This window comes from Pseudomonas sp. SDO524_S393, from assembly GCF_054071875.1.
Genome location: NZ_JBSVVZ010000102.1, coordinates 1 through 15,153, shown reverse-complemented (window position 1 = coordinate 15,153; position 15,153 = coordinate 1). Strand labels below are relative to the sequence as shown.

At 60.4% G+C, this 15,153-nt stretch carries 15 protein-coding genes; 14 read left to right on the top strand and 1 reads right to left on the bottom strand.

The genetic code is table 11. The features are described 5' to 3' along the window. Window positions 1-101 precede the first annotated feature (101 nt). The 6 genes from tilS (at window position 102) to ispD (ending at window position 6,766) form a co-directional block, all read left to right on the top strand. The gene (gene tilS, locus ACW9IB_RS27825; RefSeq protein ID WP_457416466.1) at window positions 102-1,409 is read left to right on the top strand and encodes a tRNA lysidine(34) synthetase TilS; all 1,308 of its coding nucleotides are present in this window, start codon (window positions 102-104) and stop codon (window positions 1,407-1,409) included. Window positions 1,410-1,682: 273 nt separating this feature from the next. Continuing rightward, complete coding sequence (locus ACW9IB_RS27820) at window positions 1,683-3,314, top strand: CTP synthase (RefSeq protein ID WP_457366402.1); 1,632 nt, start codon at window positions 1,683-1,685, stop codon at window positions 3,312-3,314. A gap of 5 nt (window positions 3,315-3,319) precedes the next feature. Continuing rightward, window positions 3,320-4,165 carry a 3-deoxy-8-phosphooctulonate synthase gene (gene kdsA / locus ACW9IB_RS27815; protein ID WP_457366403.1) on the top strand — a complete coding sequence of 282 codons (846 nt, stop codon included), beginning with the start codon at window positions 3,320-3,322 and terminating at the stop codon, window positions 4,163-4,165. Between the two features lie 157 nt (window positions 4,166-4,322). Next, window positions 4,323-5,612: a phosphopyruvate hydratase gene (eno, locus tag ACW9IB_RS27810; protein ID WP_457366404.1), complete on the top strand. Its 1,290-nt coding sequence runs from the start codon at window positions 4,323-4,325 to the stop codon at window positions 5,610-5,612. 171 nt (window positions 5,613-5,783) lie between these two features. After that, a complete protein-coding gene (gene ftsB / locus ACW9IB_RS27805) occupies window positions 5,784-6,062 on the top strand; it encodes a cell division protein FtsB (protein ID WP_017137157.1) in 279 nt (92 codons plus the stop codon). Then, on the top strand, window positions 6,059-6,766 hold the full coding sequence (gene ispD / locus ACW9IB_RS27800; RefSeq protein WP_457416464.1) for a 2-C-methyl-D-erythritol 4-phosphate cytidylyltransferase: 708 nt from the start codon (window positions 6,059-6,061) through the stop codon (window positions 6,764-6,766). Before ftsB ends, ispD begins: the two co-directional genes overlap by 4 nt. A 129-nt stretch (window positions 6,767-6,895) precedes the next feature. Here the strand turns inward: ispD and ACW9IB_RS27795 are convergent, their stop codons facing one another. Further along, the gene (locus tag ACW9IB_RS27795; protein ID WP_071487436.1) at window positions 6,896-7,792 is read right to left on the bottom strand and encodes a LysR substrate-binding domain-containing protein; all 897 of its coding nucleotides are present in this window, start codon (window positions 7,790-7,792) and stop codon (window positions 6,896-6,898) included. 108 nt (window positions 7,793-7,900) lie between these two features. Between ACW9IB_RS27795 and ACW9IB_RS27790 the strand changes: the two genes are divergently transcribed. From ACW9IB_RS27790 to rpoS, 8 genes are all read left to right on the top strand, one after another. After that, window positions 7,901-9,013 carry an S-(hydroxymethyl)glutathione dehydrogenase/class III alcohol dehydrogenase gene (locus ACW9IB_RS27790; protein ID WP_457416462.1) on the top strand — a complete coding sequence of 371 codons (1,113 nt, stop codon included), beginning with the start codon at window positions 7,901-7,903 and terminating at the stop codon, window positions 9,011-9,013. Window positions 9,014-9,021: 8 nt separating this feature from the next. Further along, entirely contained in the window at window positions 9,022-9,867 is an 846-nt protein-coding gene (gene fghA, locus ACW9IB_RS27785) for an S-formylglutathione hydrolase (RefSeq protein WP_457416460.1), read from the top strand. 54 nt (window positions 9,868-9,921) lie between these two features. Beyond that, window positions 9,922-10,395: a 2-C-methyl-D-erythritol 2,4-cyclodiphosphate synthase gene (gene ispF, locus ACW9IB_RS27780; protein ID WP_248486650.1), complete on the top strand. Its 474-nt coding sequence runs from the start codon at window positions 9,922-9,924 to the stop codon at window positions 10,393-10,395. Next, window positions 10,392-11,450, top strand: a complete 1,059-nt coding sequence (gene truD, locus ACW9IB_RS27775; protein ID WP_457416457.1) for a tRNA pseudouridine(13) synthase TruD — start codon at window positions 10,392-10,394, stop codon at window positions 11,448-11,450. The genes ispF and truD overlap by 4 nt, the downstream gene beginning before the upstream one ends. Then, window positions 11,438-12,187, top strand: coding sequence for a 5'/3'-nucleotidase SurE (gene surE / locus ACW9IB_RS27770; RefSeq protein ID WP_457366410.1), 750 nt, complete (start codon window positions 11,438-11,440; stop codon window positions 12,185-12,187). The genes truD and surE overlap by 13 nt, the downstream gene beginning before the upstream one ends. A 41-nt stretch (window positions 12,188-12,228) precedes the next feature. After that, window positions 12,229-12,864: a protein-L-isoaspartate(D-aspartate) O-methyltransferase gene (locus tag ACW9IB_RS27765; protein WP_010176736.1), complete on the top strand. Its 636-nt coding sequence runs from the start codon at window positions 12,229-12,231 to the stop codon at window positions 12,862-12,864. Between the two features lie 207 nt (window positions 12,865-13,071). After that, a complete protein-coding gene (locus ACW9IB_RS27760) occupies window positions 13,072-13,917 on the top strand; it encodes a peptidoglycan DD-metalloendopeptidase family protein (protein ID WP_457366411.1) in 846 nt (281 codons plus the stop codon). Between the two features lie 105 nt (window positions 13,918-14,022). Continuing rightward, window positions 14,023-15,027: an RNA polymerase sigma factor RpoS gene (rpoS, locus tag ACW9IB_RS27755; RefSeq protein ID WP_457366412.1), complete on the top strand. Its 1,005-nt coding sequence runs from the start codon at window positions 14,023-14,025 to the stop codon at window positions 15,025-15,027. Window positions 15,028-15,153: the final 126 nt, after the last annotated feature.

Genomic DNA, 15,153 nt, shown 5'->3' with positions numbered 1-15,153 from the left:
AACTGCGAAACCGAGACGATGCTATCGCAGGCAAGCCAGCTCCCACATTTGCTTTGTGTATGCTGGACTGATGTATTCCAGATTTGCAGCGGTGACCTGTGATGAAGTCAACTTTGCCCGCCAGACTTCTGCAAACCCTGGCCCCCTGGCGCAACGCACCAGCCTGGCACATCGCGTTTTCCGGTGGGCTCGACTCCACCGTCCTGCTGCACCTTCTCGCCAACACTGAGCATCCTCCTCTGCGCGCCGTCCATGTCCACCACGGTCTGCAAACTGTCGCCGACGCCTGGCCAGTTCATTGCCAATCGATTTGTGACGCTCTGGGTGTGCCGTTGCGCGTCATGCGCGTGCAAGTGCAACCTGGCGCCAGCCTCGAGCGCGCAGCCCGCGATGCACGTTACAAGGTGTTTTCCGAGGTGATCGGGGCAGGCGACGTCATGCTCACGGGCCAGCACCGTGATGATCAGGCCGAAACCCTGTTGTTCCGCCTGTTACGCGGGGCGGGGGTGAGAGGGTTGGCCGCGATGCCTGTCCATCGCCCATTGGCCGATGGCCACCTGGTGCGACCGTTGCTGGATGTCTCGCGTGCCGAGCTGGAAGCTTACGCCAGGGAACATCGGCTCACGTGGATCGAAGACCCCTCCAACGCGGATCCACGGTTTTCCCGCAATTACCTGCGCCACCGCGTGCTCCCCGTCGTGACGGCGCGTTGGCCCCAGGCTGTCTTGAATCTGGCGCGCACCGCCGAGCACCTGAGTGAAGCCCAGGACCTGCTCGACGAACTGGCCGGCATGGACTTGCAAGCCGCTACTCGGCCTTCGCCTTTTCCCTGGCTGGACTTGCCCTCATTGGCGATCGCGCCCTTGCGTGAATTATCCGACGCCCGCCAGCGTAATGCCCTTCGTCATTGGTTGGCCCCGTTGACGCGTCTGCCCGACAGCGACCACTGGGCCGGCTGGCTTTCCCTGCGTGACGCGAAGGGCGACGCGCAACCGTTATGGCGCCTGGCCGATGGCGAGCTGCATCGTTGCGGTGCGCGCCTCTGGTGGACGCCTTCCGGTTGGTCGGAATTTTCCGATGCGCCGGCAAGCTGGCCCGATCCGCAAACGCCTCTCGCGTTGCCGGGCAACGGCCAATTGAGCTTTGTCGGCAATGCACCCGAAGGTCCGCTATCGATCCGTTATCGCCAGGGTGGTGAAATCATGGAAGTGCCGGGTCGGGGACGGCGTGACCTGAAGCGTCTGCTTAACGAAAGCGGGCTTCCGGGCTTCGTCCGTGGCAGATTGCCGCTGTTGTATCAGGGGGAGCGGCTGCTGGCGGTGCCCAGCCTGGCGGGGTTGTGGAATACGCGGGCGGGCGATTGGGAATTGCATTGGACGCCACAGACCTGCGATCAAGGTTTGAGCTGATAAAGCCTTTCCGGTAGACTACGCTCCCTTCTTGATACAACTTCTGTGGATTCGCCTGAATCGCAGCAGTTGCCGATTACCAAGCAGTCTTTGCTGGGCGATTCCAAAAAATGTGTAGCGATCAACGTACCGGTGTTCCATTGCTGGTCTGTCACAACGCGGCGGTTTTTTTGAAAGGTGCACTGTGATTAATGCAGGTGATCGGGGGCTTCGGCCTCTCTTCGCTTTCCCCGGCGGCTCGGACCGCTTTAACGCAGACTTCTAGGGTTTTTCATGACGCGCTACATATTCGTCACGGGCGGTGTTGTTTCTTCATTGGGGAAAGGCATTGCCTCCGCTTCATTGGCGGCCATCCTGGAGGCGCGGGGGCTTAAAGTCACCATGCTCAAGCTGGACCCGTACATCAACGTCGACCCGGGCACCATGAGCCCGTTCCAGCACGGTGAAGTGTTCGTCACCCACGACGGCGCCGAGACCGACCTGGACCTGGGCCACTACGAGCGGTTCATCCGCACGACCATGACCCAGAACAACAACTTCACCACCGGCCGCGTGTACGAACACGTGCTGCGCAAAGAGCGCCGTGGTGACTACCTGGGTGCCACCATCCAGGTGATCCCGCACATCACCGACGAAATCAAGCGCCGCATCATCAAGGGTGCCGGCGATGCCGACGTGGCGATGGTCGAAATCGGCGGTACCGTGGGTGACATCGAATCCCAACCGTTCCTCGAAGCCATCCGTCAGTTGCGCTTCGAAGTCGGCGCCAAGCGCGCGATGCTGATGCACCTGACCCTGGTGCCATACATCGCCACCGCCGGCGAAACCAAAACCAAGCCAACCCAGCACTCGGTCAAGGAGTTGCGTTCCATCGGTCTGCAGCCGGACGTGCTGGTATGCCGTTCCGATCACCCGATCGACGTATCGTCGCGCCGCAAGATCGCGCAATTCACCAACGTTGAAGAACGTGCGGTGATCGCGCTGGAAGACGCCGACACCATCTACAAGATCCCGGGCATCCTGCACTCGCAAGGCCTGGACGATTTTGTGGTCGAGCGTTTCGGCCTGCAATGCGGCGGTGCGGACCTGTCCGAGTGGGACGCCGTGGTCGACGCCAAGCTCAACCCGGAGCACGAAGTCACCATCGCCATGGTCGGCAAGTACATGGAACTGCTGGACGCGTACAAGTCGCTGATCGAAGCGATGAGCCACGCGGGCATCAGCAACCGCACCAAGGTCAACCTGCGCTACATCGATTCCGAAGACATCGAGAACCAGGGTACCGCGCTGCTCGAAGACGTGGATGCGATCCTCGTGCCAGGCGGTTTCGGCTTGCGTGGCGTGGAAGGCAAGATCACCGCTGTTCAATATGCGCGTGAGAACAAGGTGCCTTACCTGGGGATCTGCCTGGGCATGCAAGTGGCCGTCATCGAGTTCGCCCGTAACGTGGTGGGCTGGAAAGACGCCAACTCCACCGAGTTCGATCAGTCCAGCGGTCACCCTGTCGTGGGCCTGATCACCGAATGGCAAGACGCCACCGGCGCCGTCGAAACCCGTACCGAAACCTCCGATCTGGGCGGCACCATGCGCCTGGGCGCACAGGACTGCCTGCTGGAGCCGGGCTCGCTGGTTCACGGTTGCTACGGCAAGGACGTGATCGTCGAGCGTCACCGTCACCGCTACGAGGTGAACAACAACCTGCTGCCGCAAATCAAGGACGCCGGCCTGAAAATTTCCGGTCGTTCCGGTGATGGCGCACTGGTTGAAGTGGTTGAAGCACCGGATCATCCATGGTTCGTGGCGTGCCAGTTCCACCCTGAGTTCACCTCGACTCCGCGTGACGGTCACCCGTTGTTCAGCGGCTTCGTGAAAGCTGCACTGACGCAACATCAGAAGAAGGCGTAACCCTGATGGCCCAGAAGATCATTCGCGTAGGCGACATCGAGATTGCCAACGACAAGCCCATGGTGCTGTTCGGCGGCATGAACGTGCTGGAAAGCCGTGACATGGCGATGCAGGTCTGTGAAGAGTACGTGCGCGTGACCCAGAAGCTGGGCATTCCGTACGTGTTCAAGGCCAGTTTCGACAAGGCTAACCGCTCGTCCGTAACCTCCTATCGCGGCCCGGGCCTTGAAGAAGGCATGCGGATCTTCCAGGACATCAAGCAAGCCTTCGGCGTGCCGATCATCACCGACGTCCACGAGCCCGAGCAGGCCGCCGTGGTGGCCGAGGTGTGCGACATCATCCAGCTGCCGGCCTTCCTGTCGCGCCAGACCGATCTCGTGGTCGCCATGGCCAAGACCGGTGCGGTGATCAATATCAAGAAAGCCCAGTTCCTCGCGCCCCAGGAAATGAAACATATCCTGAATAAATGCGTGGAGGCGGGTAACGACCAGTTGATCCTCTGCGAGCGCGGTTCGAGCTTCGGCTACAACAACCTCGTGGTGGACATGCTCGGTTTCGGCATCATGAAGCAGTTCGAATACCCGGTGTTCTTCGACGTGACCCACTCGCTGCAAATGCCGGGTGGCCGCTCGGACTCCGCCGGCGGGCGTCGCGCCCAGGTGACCGATCTGGCCAAGGCAGGCATCAGCCAGTCCCTGGCCGGCCTGTTCCTGGAAGCTCACCCGGACCCGGACAATGCCAAATGCGACGGTCCATGCGCCCTGCGCCTGGACAAGCTGGAGCCGTTCCTGGCCCAGCTCAAGCAGTTGGACGAACTGGTTAAGAGTTTTCCGACGGTAGAGACCGCGTAAGCGCCATTTCTCCGGTAGACTTTCCCACGCTTTACGCTCAGGCCTGCGGGCCTGAGCCTTGTCGCCTGCAAGCCTGCCCCGTTGTTACACCCTTGCGGTCGCTCAAAAGATTTCCCTCAGCTGCGTCGTTTTCGTCAACTTTGGAGTGTTTACAACAATGGCAAAAATCGTCGACATCAAAGGTCGTGAAGTTCTCGACTCCCGTGGCAACCCCACCGTCGAAGCCGATGTGCTTCTCGATAACGGCATCATCGGCAGCGCCTGCGCGCCGTCCGGTGCTTCCACAGGTTCCCGCGAAGCGCTGGAACTGCGTGATGGCGACAAGAGCCGTTACCTGGGCAAAGGTGTTCTCAAGGCCGTAGCCAACATCAACGGTCCGATCCGCGACCTGCTGGTAGGCAAGGACCCGGTTGACCAGAAAGCCCTCGACCTGGCGATGATCAAACTCGACGGTACCGACAACAAGGGCAGCCTCGGCGCCAACGCTATCCTCGCCGTGTCCCTGGCCGCCGCCAAGGCCGCTGCACAGGACCAGGACCTGCCGCTGTACGCCCACATCGCCAACCTGAACGGTACCCCGGGTGTCTACTCGATGCCGGTGCCGATGATGAACATCATCAACGGTGGCGAGCACGCCGATAACAACGTCGATATCCAGGAGTTCATGGTGCAGCCGGTTGGCGCCAAGACCTTCTCCGACGGCCTGCGCATGGGCACCGAGATTTTCCATCACCTCAAGGCTGTACTGAAGGCCCGTGGCCTGAGCACCGCCGTGGGGGACGAAGGTGGTTTCGCGCCGAACCTGGCGTCCAACGAAGATGCGTTGAAAGTGATCTCCGAAGCGGTGGCCAACGCTGGCTACAAGCTGGGCACCGACGTGACGCTGGCTCTGGACTGCGCCGCCAGCGAATTCTACGAGGACGGTAAATACAACCTGTCCGGCGAAGGCCAGGTGTTCAACTCCGAAGGTTTCGCTGAATACCTGAAGGGCCTGACCCAGCGCTACCCGATCATCTCCATCGAAGACGGCCTGGATGAGTCCGACTGGGATGGCTGGAAGATCCTCACCGACAAGATCGGCGAGAAGATCCAACTGGTGGGCGACGACCTGTTCGTGACCAACACCAAGATCCTGAAAGAAGGCATCGACAAGAAGATTGCCAACTCGATCCTGATCAAGTTCAACCAGATCGGTACCCTGACCGAAACCCTGGAAGCCATCCAGATGGCCAAGGCAGCGGGCTACACTGCCGTGATCTCGCACCGCTCCGGCGAAACCGAAGACTCGACCATCGCCGACCTGGCCGTGGGCACTTCGGCAGGCCAGATCAAGACCGGTTCCCTGTGCCGTTCCGACCGCGTGTCCAAGTACAACCAATTGCTGCGTATCGAAGAGCAACTGGCTGGCAAAGCCAAGTACAACGGTCGCGGCGAGTTTCGCGGCTGATTTGTAAATGGTAAAAAGGCAGCGGATTGCGTCGGAAAAATCACGACAGTGTGGATTTCGACGCTAATCTGATGGCTATCAAGCACAAGCCTGGTTCTTCCAGGCTTCGTGCTATCAGTTGCTTCAAAAGTGTGGCATGGCTGTCTTTTTTCACTGGATACCCGATATTCGATGCGCAGTCCCAATTGGTTGTTCCTCGTCTTGCTCTTGTTGCTGGCTGGCCTGCAGTACCGCCTATGGGTGGGTAATGGCAGCTTTGCGCAAGTGAAAGAGCTGACTCAGCAAATTGCCGACCAGCACGCCGAGAACGAACGTCTGCTGGAGCGCAACCGGGTCCTCGATGCCGAAGTGCTTGAGCTGAAAAAAGGTACGGAGACCGTTGAAGAACGGGCTCGTCATGAACTGGGTATGGTCAAGGAGGGTGAAACCCTCTACCAGTTGGCCCAATGAGTCACCCTTTACCGGCCTTCTGGGCCGTGATTCCTGCCGCGGGCGTCGGTGCCCGTATGGCCGCGGACCGTCCCAAGCAGTACCTGCAACTGGGCGGACGCACTATTCTCGAACACAGCCTCGGCTGTTTTCTCGACCATCCTTCGCTCAAGGGCCTGGTGGTCAGCCTCGCTTGCGATGATCCCTATTGGCCAACCCTGGCCTGCGCTGCGGACCCGCGTATCCAGCGTGCGGACGGTGGTTCGGAGCGCTCGGGTTCGGTGCTCAATGCCCTGTTGCATCTGAATGCCCTGGGCGCCAGCGATGATGACTGGGTGCTGGTGCACGATGCGGCGAGACCGAACCTGAGTCGCGATGACCTCGATAAATTGCTCACGGAGCTGGCAGACGATCCGGTCGGCGGCTTGCTGGCGGTGCCAGCCCGCGACACCCTCAAGCGTGTCGACAAGCACGGTCGGGTGGTGGAAACCGTTGACCGCAGCCTGATCTGGCAAGCCTACACGCCGCAGATGTTCCGCCTGGGTGCGTTGCACCGTGCGTTGGCCGACAGCCTGGTGGCCGATGCGGTGATCACCGATGAAGCCTCGGCCATGGAATGGTCAGGCCAGGCGCCGCGCCTGATCGAAGGGCGCTCGGACAATATCAAAGTGACCCGGCCGGAAGATCTGGAGTGGCTGCGGTTGCGGTGGGCTAACCGCGGATAGTCAGTTAGACCGCGTCGACGCCTTCGCGAGCAAGCCCGCTCCCACATTTGATCGCATTTCTCCAGTATGAACTCGGTCACATGTGGGAGCGGGCTTGCTCGCGAAGAGGCCAGTCCCAACACCCCATCATCAACTGCTGTACTCCGGCCTTTCCGCCAACCCCACCTTCAAAAAGTCCACCAACTTCCTGACCTTCGGCGACAAGTGCCGCTGCTGCGGATACAGCGCCCACACCGCCGTATTCGGCGGCTGATGCGCCTCCAGCAACGACACCAGCGCACCACTGTGCAGATGTTCCAGCACGTAATAGTCCGGCAACTGGCACAACCCCACCCCTTGAAGCGCCGCATCCAGCACCGCTTGCCCGCTGTTGCAACGCCAGTTGCCCTGCACCCGCTGGGAAAATTCCCGCCCGTCCTGGGCCAGTTGCCAGATATCCGAACTGCCGATCAGGCAGTTGTGCCGGCTCAATTCCGACAAACTATGGGGGCGACCATACCGTTCCAGGTAGGAAGGCGACGCGCACAGATACATGCGACGTGGGGCCAAACGGCTGGCGACCATGCGCGAGTCTTGCAACCGACCCAGGCGAATCGCCAGGTCGAGGCCTTCGTGCACCAGGTCCAGTTGGCGGTTGGTCAGCTCGATATCCACCCGCAATTGCGGGTAGAGCCCCATGAACCGCGTCACCAGCGGCACGATAAAACGCTCGCCGTAGGCCACAGCGCAGGTCATGCGCAGCATGCCCTTGGGCTCGCTGGTGAGGTCGCCGACAGCGCGCAGGGCTTCTTCGCGTCCGTCCTGCAAGCGTTGGCAATGTTGCAGAAACGTCTGACCGGCTTCAGTGAGCGTCACCTTGCGCGTGCTGCGGTACAGCAATCGCGTCTGCAAGCGCTCCTCGAGACGCGCTACCTGCCGGCTGATATGGGAAGACGATACCCCCAACCGTTCAGCCGCCGCCGTGAACTGGCTACACTCGGCGACGGCAACAAACTCATCGATGCCTTCCCAGCGGTTTTCCAACATGATGATTATCCCTGTGCAGCAATAAAGTTTTGCTTTTGCCCGGATTATTCATCAAGCAGCCATGTTTTACACTCGCGGCCTCAGTTTTCAACCCATGGAGAAACCCGGATGATCAAGTCTCGCGCTGCCGTAGCCTTCGAAGCCAAGAAGCCCCTTGAGATCGTTGAAGTGGATGTTGCCCTGCCCAAGGCAGGCGAAGTGTTGCTGCGAGTGGTTGCATCCGGCGTATGTCATACCGATGCCTACACTCTGTCGGGCGCGGACCCGGAGGGTATCTTCCCCTCGATCCTGGGCCATGAAGGCGGCGCGGTGGTTGAAGCGATCGGCGAGGGCGTGACGTCGGTGGCCGTGGGCGACCACGTGATCCCGCTGTACACCCCGGAATGCGGCAAGTGCAAATTCTGCCTGTCGGGCAAGACCAACCTGTGCCAGGCCATTCGCTCCACCCAGGGCAAGGGCCTGATGCCGGATGGCACCACGCGTTTCTCCTACAAAGGCCAGCCGATTTTCCACTACATGGGCACCTCGACCTTTTCCGAGTACACCGTGCTGCCGGAAATTTCCGTGGCCAGGATTCCCAAGGAAGCACCACTGGAAAAAGTCTGCCTGCTGGGTTGTGGCGTCACCACCGGCATCGGTGCGGTGATCAACACCGCCAAGGTCAAGCCAGGTGACACCGTAGCCATCTTCGGCCTGGGCGGTATCGGTTTGTCGGCGGTAATTGGTGCAGTGAAGGCCAAGGCCAGTCGCATCATTGCCATCGACATCAACCCGGCCAAGTTCGAAATCGCCAAGCAACTGGGCGCTACCGATTGCATCAACCCGAAAGACTACGACCGCCCGATTCAGGACGTGATCGTCGACCTTACCGACGGCGGCGTGGACTTCTCCTTCGAGTGCATCGGCAACGTGCAACTGATGCGTGCGGCCCTCGAGTGCTGCCACAAAGGCTGGGGTGAATCGGTGATCATCGGCGTGGCCGGCGCCGGCCAGGAAATCGCCACGCGTCCCTTCCAGCTGGTCACCGGGCGCGTCTGGCGTGGTTCGGCCTTCGGTGGTGTGCGCGGCCGCAGCGAGTTGCCAAGCTACGTGGAAATGGCCCAGACCGGCGAGATCCCGCTGGATACCTTCATCACCCACACCATGGGCCTGGAAGACATCAACAAGGCGTTTGACCTGATGCATGAAGGCAAGAGCATTCGTACCGTCATCCACTTCTGAGGTCGGCCATGAGTCTGGAAAACCTGTCGTGCCAGAAGAGCTTCGGCGGCTGGCATAAACGCTACAAACATCATTCCGATGTACTCGGTTGCGACATGACCTTCGCCGTCTACCTGCCGCCGCAAGCGGAGCAGGGCGGCAAGTTGCCGGTGCTGTACTGGCTGTCCGGCCTGACCTGCACCGACGAGAATTTCATGCAGAAGGCCGGCGCCCAACGCCTGGCTGCCGAGCTGGGGTTGATCATCGTGGCGCCGGATACCAGTCCCCGTGGGCCGGGCGTACCGGGCGACCCGGACAACGCCTGGGATTTCGGTCTGGGCGCCGGCTTTTATCTGAATGCCACCCAGGAGCCCTGGGCCAAGCACTATCGGATGCATGACTACGTGGTGCAGGAATTGCCTGCACTGGTTGAAGCACATTTCCCGGCATCGGATAAACGCGGTATCAGCGGCCACTCCATGGGCGGTCACGGCGCCCTGGTGTGTGCGTTGCGCAATCCTGGACGTTACCAGTCGGTGTCAGCGTTTTCGCCGATCAACAACCCGATGGATTGCCCCTGGGGCCAGAAAGCCTTCTCCCGCTACCTGGGTGAAGAGCGTTCGAAGTGGCGCGAATGGGACGCCTGCGTGTTGATCAGCGAGGCTTCGGAAAAACTGCCGCTGTTGGTGGAGCAGGGCGATCGCGACGATTTCCTCGCGGTGCAGCTCAAGCCCGAGGCCTTGAGCCAGGCGGCGAAAGCGGCCAGTCATCCGTTGGAACTGCGCCTGCAACCGGGTTACGACCACAGCTACTTCTTTATCGCCAGCTTCATCGACGATCATTTGCGTCATCACGCACGTGCTTTGCTCGGTTAATGTGAGGCAAAAGTAGGTAGAATCACGCCCTGAATTAAATCGGGGCGTTTTTTTATGCGTATTGGCCACGGCTACGATGTGCACCGTTTCGCCGAAGGCGATTTCATCACCCTGGGTGGCGTGCGCATTGCACATCACCATGGATTGCTGGCTCATTCCGACGGCGATGTCGTGCTGCACGCCTTGAGCGATGCTTTGCTCGGCGCAGCGGCGCTGGGCGATATCGGCAAGCACTTTCCCGATACCGACCCGACCTTCAAGGGCGCGGACAGTCGGGTGTTGCTGCGCCACGTGGTTGGCCTGGTCCATGCCAAGGGCTGGAAAGTCGGTAATGTCGACAACACCATCGTGGCCCAGGCACCCAAAATGGCGCCCCATATCGAATCGATGCGCGCGCTGATTGCCGCCGATCTGCAAATTGAACTGGACCAGGTCAACGTGAAGGCCACCACCACCGAAAAGCTCGGGTTTACCGGTCGTGAAGAAGGCATCGCGGTGCATTCCGTCGCCTTGTTGCTGCGCGCATGAACGACCTGGAATTGTTGGGCCCGAGGGCCTATGGCGAGGCATTGGGCAGCGCGGTGCTGAAGGCGACCGCTGAAGATTTCCAGGTCGACGAAGTGCTGGACATCCCGCTGACCGGCGACGGTGAGCACCTCTGGTTGTGGGTGGAGAAGCGCGGGCTCAATACCGAAGAGGCTGCGCGACGTATCGCCAAGGCGGCGGGCGTGCCGTTGCGCACGGTCAGCTATGCCGGGCTCAAGGATCGCCAGGCGTTGACTCGCCAATGGTTCAGCGTGCAATTGCCGGGCAAGGCTGACCCGGACATGAGCAGTGCAGAAAACGACACGCTCAAGATCCTGAAAATCGTGCGTCACAAGCGCAAGCTGCAACGCGGTGCGCATTCGGCCAACGGCTTCACCTTGCGTCTGACGCAGTTGACCGGTGACAGCGCCGCCCTCGACGCGCGATTGCACCTGATTGCACAGCACGGCATCCCCAATTATTTCGGTGCGCAGCGCTTTGGCCATAACGGCGGCAATGTGGTCGACGCTCGCGACTGGGCGGCACGCAAGGCCTTGCCGGAGCAGCGTAATGTGCGTTCGCGGCTGCTGTCTTCCGCGCGCAGTTTCCTGTTCAACAGAGTGCTGGCGGCACGGGTGGCCGATGGTTCCTGGCAGCGCGCCCAGGTCGGCGACCTGCTGGCCTTTACCGATAGTCGCAGTTTCTTTCCGGCGGGGGAGGCTGAATGCAGCGACCCGCGCCTGGCGATTCTCGACCTGCACCCCACCGGACCGCAGTGGGGCGAGGGCGACTCGCCGGCCGGCGGCGCAGCGTTCGAACTGGAGCAGGCGGTTGCCGCCAGTGAAGCCGACCTGCGCGATTGGCTGGCGAAAGCCGGCATGAGCCAGGAACGTCGCATTCTGCGACTGCCCATTGGCGGGTTGACGTGGCATTATCCGTCGCTGGACATTCTGCAATTGGAATTCGTCCTGCCGGCCGGATGCTTCGCCACCGCCTTGGTGCGCGAACTTGTTGATCTGGTCCCGGTGGGGCAGACGGACAACCCATGCGTATTCTGATATCAAACGATGACGGTGCCACTGCACCCGGCCTTGCCGCGCTCCATGCTGCGCTGGCGGATTACGCCGAGTGCGTGGTGGTTGCCCCGGACCAGGACAAGAGCGGCGCCAGCAGTTCGCTGACGCTCGACCGTCCGTTGCACCCGCAGGTTCTGGCCAACGGCTATATCAGCGTTAACGGCACCCCCACCGACTGCGTACACCTGGCGATCAACAGCCTGTTGGAGCAGGAACCGGACCTGGTGGTGTCGGGCATCAACCTCGGCGCCAACCTGGGCGACGACGTGCTGTATTCCGGCACCGTGGCGGCGGCCCTCGAAGGGCGATTCCTCGGGCGTACTTCGTTCGCGTTCTCGCTCGCTTCGCGCCAGCTGGACAACCTGCCCACTGCGGCGTACTTCGCGCGCAAGCTGGTGGAGGCCCATGGGTCGCTGAGCCTGCCGCCACGTACGGTACTGAACGTCAATATTCCCAATTTGCCCCTCGACCACATTCGTGGCATTCAGCTGACGCGCCTGGGCCATCGCGCCCGTGCGGCGGCGCCGTTGAAGGTGGTCGATCCGCGCGGCAAGGAAGGCTACTGGATCGCCGCAGCGGGTGACGCCGAAGATGGCGGGCCGGGCACCGACTTTCACGCGGTGATGCAAGGTTATGTGTCGATTACCCCGTTGCAGCTCGATCGTACTTTCAGTGATGCCTTCAGTGGCCTCGATGGCTGGCTGGAGGGGCTGCGCTGATGGCTCGTGAACAAGACGACCTGTTGCGGCGTGGCATCGGGATGACCTCCCAGCGCACCCGCGAGCGTTTGATCCAGCGTTTGTACGAAGAGGGTTTGTCCAACGCCCAGGTGCTGGAAGTGATCCGGCGTACGCCACGGCACTTGTTTGTCGATGAAGCCCTGGCGCACCGTGCCTACGAAGACACCGCATTGCCCATCGGCCATAACCAGACCATTTCTCAGCCTTATATGGTTGCGCGCATGAGCGAGCTGCTGCTGGCGGCGGGTCCGCTGGACAAGGTGCTGGAGATCGGTACCGGTTCCGGCTACCAGACCGCCGTGCTGTCGCAGCTGGTGGAACGGGTCTTCTCGGTGGAGCGCATCAAGGTCCTGCAGGACCGCGCCAAGGAACGCCTGGTGGAGCTGAACCTGCGCAACGTGGTGTTCCGTTGGGGCGATGGCTGGGAGGGTTGGCCGGCGTTGGCGCCTTACAACGGCATCATCGTGACTGCCGTGGCCACCGATGTGCCGCAAGCGTTGCTGGACCAACTGGCCCCGGGAGGGCGTCTGGTGATCCCGGTGGGCTCCGGCGAAGTGCAACAATTGATGCTCATTATTCGTGAGGAAGAAGGTTTTTCACGGCATGTCCTGGGGGCCGTGCGTTTCGTGCCGCTGCTCAACGGGCCGCTGGCCTGATCATTTTTTGCCGGCAGTGAATTCCGCCGGCGGGGATGTGTCTTACGGCGGGGTCCGTGAAGTCAACATGACGGACGGCGGTGTTGAACGCGATGCACGAATCGTTTCAGTCATGTGCCGGTAAAACTCCAATGCCCAGTTATACTTGCGTCATATTTCAGGCCTGATACAGGCGTTCATGTTCAGCCACCACAAAGGGAGCGGCGGGTGAGTCTCACAGGTCTTGCGCAGCGTATGAGTAAAACTAGCTTTCAGCGACTGGTGCTTGGCCTTGTCTTGAGTTCCTTATTGGCAGCGTGCTCCAGCTCGCCATCCAGCGGCGCACGGGTCGTCGACCGCAATAGTCCGGCCAGTGCCGTACCGCAGAAACCCACCGTCACCACCGGGCAATATGTGGTGCGCAAGGGCGATACCTTGTTCTCGATTGCCTTCCGTTATGGTTGGGATTACAAGGCACTCGCAGCTCGTAACAATATTCCTGTGCCTTACACGATACAGATCGGTCAGACGATTCGCTTCGATGGGCGCACCGGTTCAACCCCTACGACAGTTGTGACAAACACTGGATCTTCGCCGTCCTCGTCGAGCAAAACCACCATCATCACTCGACCTGCAGGCACCGCCGCGCCTAGCGTTGCGAGCAAGCCGGCACCCGCGCCGCTGCCGCCTCCGGGGCCTGCGCCGACCGGCTGGGGGTGGCCTTCGAACGGTGTTCTGATTGGAAAATTCTCTTCAAACGGTAGTTTGAATAAAGGCATTGATATCGCCGGAGATTTGGGACAGCCTGTTTTAGCTGCGTCTGATGGGACAGTGGTGTACGCCGGGAGTGGTTTGCGGGGCTACGGCGAGCTGGTCATCATCAAACACAGCGATACCTACGTCAGTGCTTACGGCCACAACCGTAGGCTGTTGGTTCGGGAGGGGCAGCAGGTCAAAGTCGGACAGACAATTGCCGAAATGGGGTCAACGGGTACAGACCGGGTGAAACTGCACTTTGAGATTCGCCGCCAAGGGAAGCCTGTAGATCCGCTGCAATTCCTGCCCCGTCGTTGATAGATTGCCAGCCTGTTCCATCACGTAGAAGGAACAGGCTCCAGCGTTGCCAAGGATAAAGGCGTCGCTTGAGCTTGAGGTCGAACTCACCAAAGGACTATAACAATGGCTCTCAGTAAAGAAGCGCCGGAGTTTGACATCGACGATGAGGTTCTCCTGATGGAGACCGGCATCGCTACGGAATCGATGTCGAATGAGGGACCTGATGTACCTTCAGTTCGCACCAAATCCAAGAACTCCACTGCGTTAAAGCAACACAAGTACATTGACTACACACGAGCGCTCGACGCGACTCAGCTGTACCTCAATGAAATCGGCTTTTCCCCTCTGCTGACCCCTGAAGAAGAAGTCCATTTTGCGCGTTTGTCGCAAAAGGGCGATCCGGCTGGGCGCAAGCGCATGATTGAAAGCAACTTGCGGCTGGTGGTGAAAATCGCCCGGCGCTATGTCAATCGTGGGCTGTCGTTGCTGGATCTGATCGAGGAAGGCAACCTGGGCCTGATCCGGGCGGTGGAGAAGTTCGATCCCGAGCGGGGTTTCCGCTTCTCAACCTATGCTACCTGGTGGATTCGCCAGACCATCGAACGGGCGATCATGAATCAAACCCGTACGATCCGGTTGCCTATCCATGTGGTCAAGGAGCTCAACGTCTACCTGCGGGCGGCGCGTGAACTCACACAAAAACTCGATCATGAACCTTCGCCTGAAGAGATCGCCAACCTGCTGGAAAAACCGGTAGGGGAGGTCAAGCGCATGCTTGGCCTGAATGAGCGTGTATCTTCGGTTGATGTCTCGCTGGGTCCGGACTCGGATAAAACCCTGCTGGATACCCTGACGGATGATCGTCCTACGGATCCTTGTGAACTGTTGCAGGACGATGATCTTTCCCAAAGCATTGACCAGTGGCTGTCGGAGCTTACCGACAAGCAGCGCGAGGTGGTGATTCGCCGCTTCGGCCTGCGTGGCCACGAGAGCAGTACCCTGGAGGACGTGGGCCTCGAAATCGGCCTGACCCGTGAGCGGGTGCGTCAGATCCAGGTGGAAGGGCTCAAGCGCCTGCGCGAGATCCTGGAGAAGAATGGCTTGTCGAGTGAGTCGTTGTTTCAATAACGATTGATTAGACCGCTATGACAAAACGCCCGGTGCATGGGAATGCATCGGGCGTTTTGCTGCGCACTGATCGTTCCCACGCTCTGAACTGACCCCCAAAGGTTGTGTCCAGCCTTTGGGGGTCAG

What these genes read in the sequence shown, in the direction of transcription:
- ispF (WP_248486650.1), top strand. Translation starts at nt 9,922, where the DNA reads ATGCGTATTGGCCACGGCTACGATGTGCACCGTTTCGCCGAAGGCGAT.
- ispD (WP_457416464.1), top strand. Translation starts at nt 6,059, where the DNA reads ATGAGTCACCCTTTACCGGCCTTCTGGGCCGTGATTCCTGCCGCGGGC.
- ACW9IB_RS27820 (WP_457366402.1), top strand. Translation starts at nt 1,683, where the DNA reads ATGACGCGCTACATATTCGTCACGGGCGGTGTTGTTTCTTCATTGGGG.
- truD (WP_457416457.1), top strand. Translation starts at nt 10,392, where the DNA reads ATGAACGACCTGGAATTGTTGGGCCCGAGGGCCTATGGCGAGGCATTG.
- surE (WP_457366410.1), top strand. Translation starts at nt 11,438, where the DNA reads ATGCGTATTCTGATATCAAACGATGACGGTGCCACTGCACCCGGCCTT.
- eno (WP_457366404.1), top strand. Translation starts at nt 4,323, where the DNA reads ATGGCAAAAATCGTCGACATCAAAGGTCGTGAAGTTCTCGACTCCCGT.
- ACW9IB_RS27790 (WP_457416462.1), top strand. Translation starts at nt 7,901, where the DNA reads ATGATCAAGTCTCGCGCTGCCGTAGCCTTCGAAGCCAAGAAGCCCCTT.
- ACW9IB_RS27795 (WP_071487436.1), bottom strand. Translation starts at nt 7,792, where the DNA reads ATGTTGGAAAACCGCTGGGAAGGCATCGATGAGTTTGTTGCCGTCGCC.
- ftsB (WP_017137157.1), top strand. Translation starts at nt 5,784, where the DNA reads ATGCGCAGTCCCAATTGGTTGTTCCTCGTCTTGCTCTTGTTGCTGGCT.
- tilS (WP_457416466.1), top strand. Translation starts at nt 102, where the DNA reads ATGAAGTCAACTTTGCCCGCCAGACTTCTGCAAACCCTGGCCCCCTGG.
- fghA (WP_457416460.1), top strand. Translation starts at nt 9,022, where the DNA reads ATGAGTCTGGAAAACCTGTCGTGCCAGAAGAGCTTCGGCGGCTGGCAT.
- ACW9IB_RS27765 (WP_010176736.1), top strand. Translation starts at nt 12,229, where the DNA reads ATGACCTCCCAGCGCACCCGCGAGCGTTTGATCCAGCGTTTGTACGAA.
- rpoS (WP_457366412.1), top strand. Translation starts at nt 14,023, where the DNA reads ATGGCTCTCAGTAAAGAAGCGCCGGAGTTTGACATCGACGATGAGGTT.
- kdsA (WP_457366403.1), top strand. Translation starts at nt 3,320, where the DNA reads ATGGCCCAGAAGATCATTCGCGTAGGCGACATCGAGATTGCCAACGAC.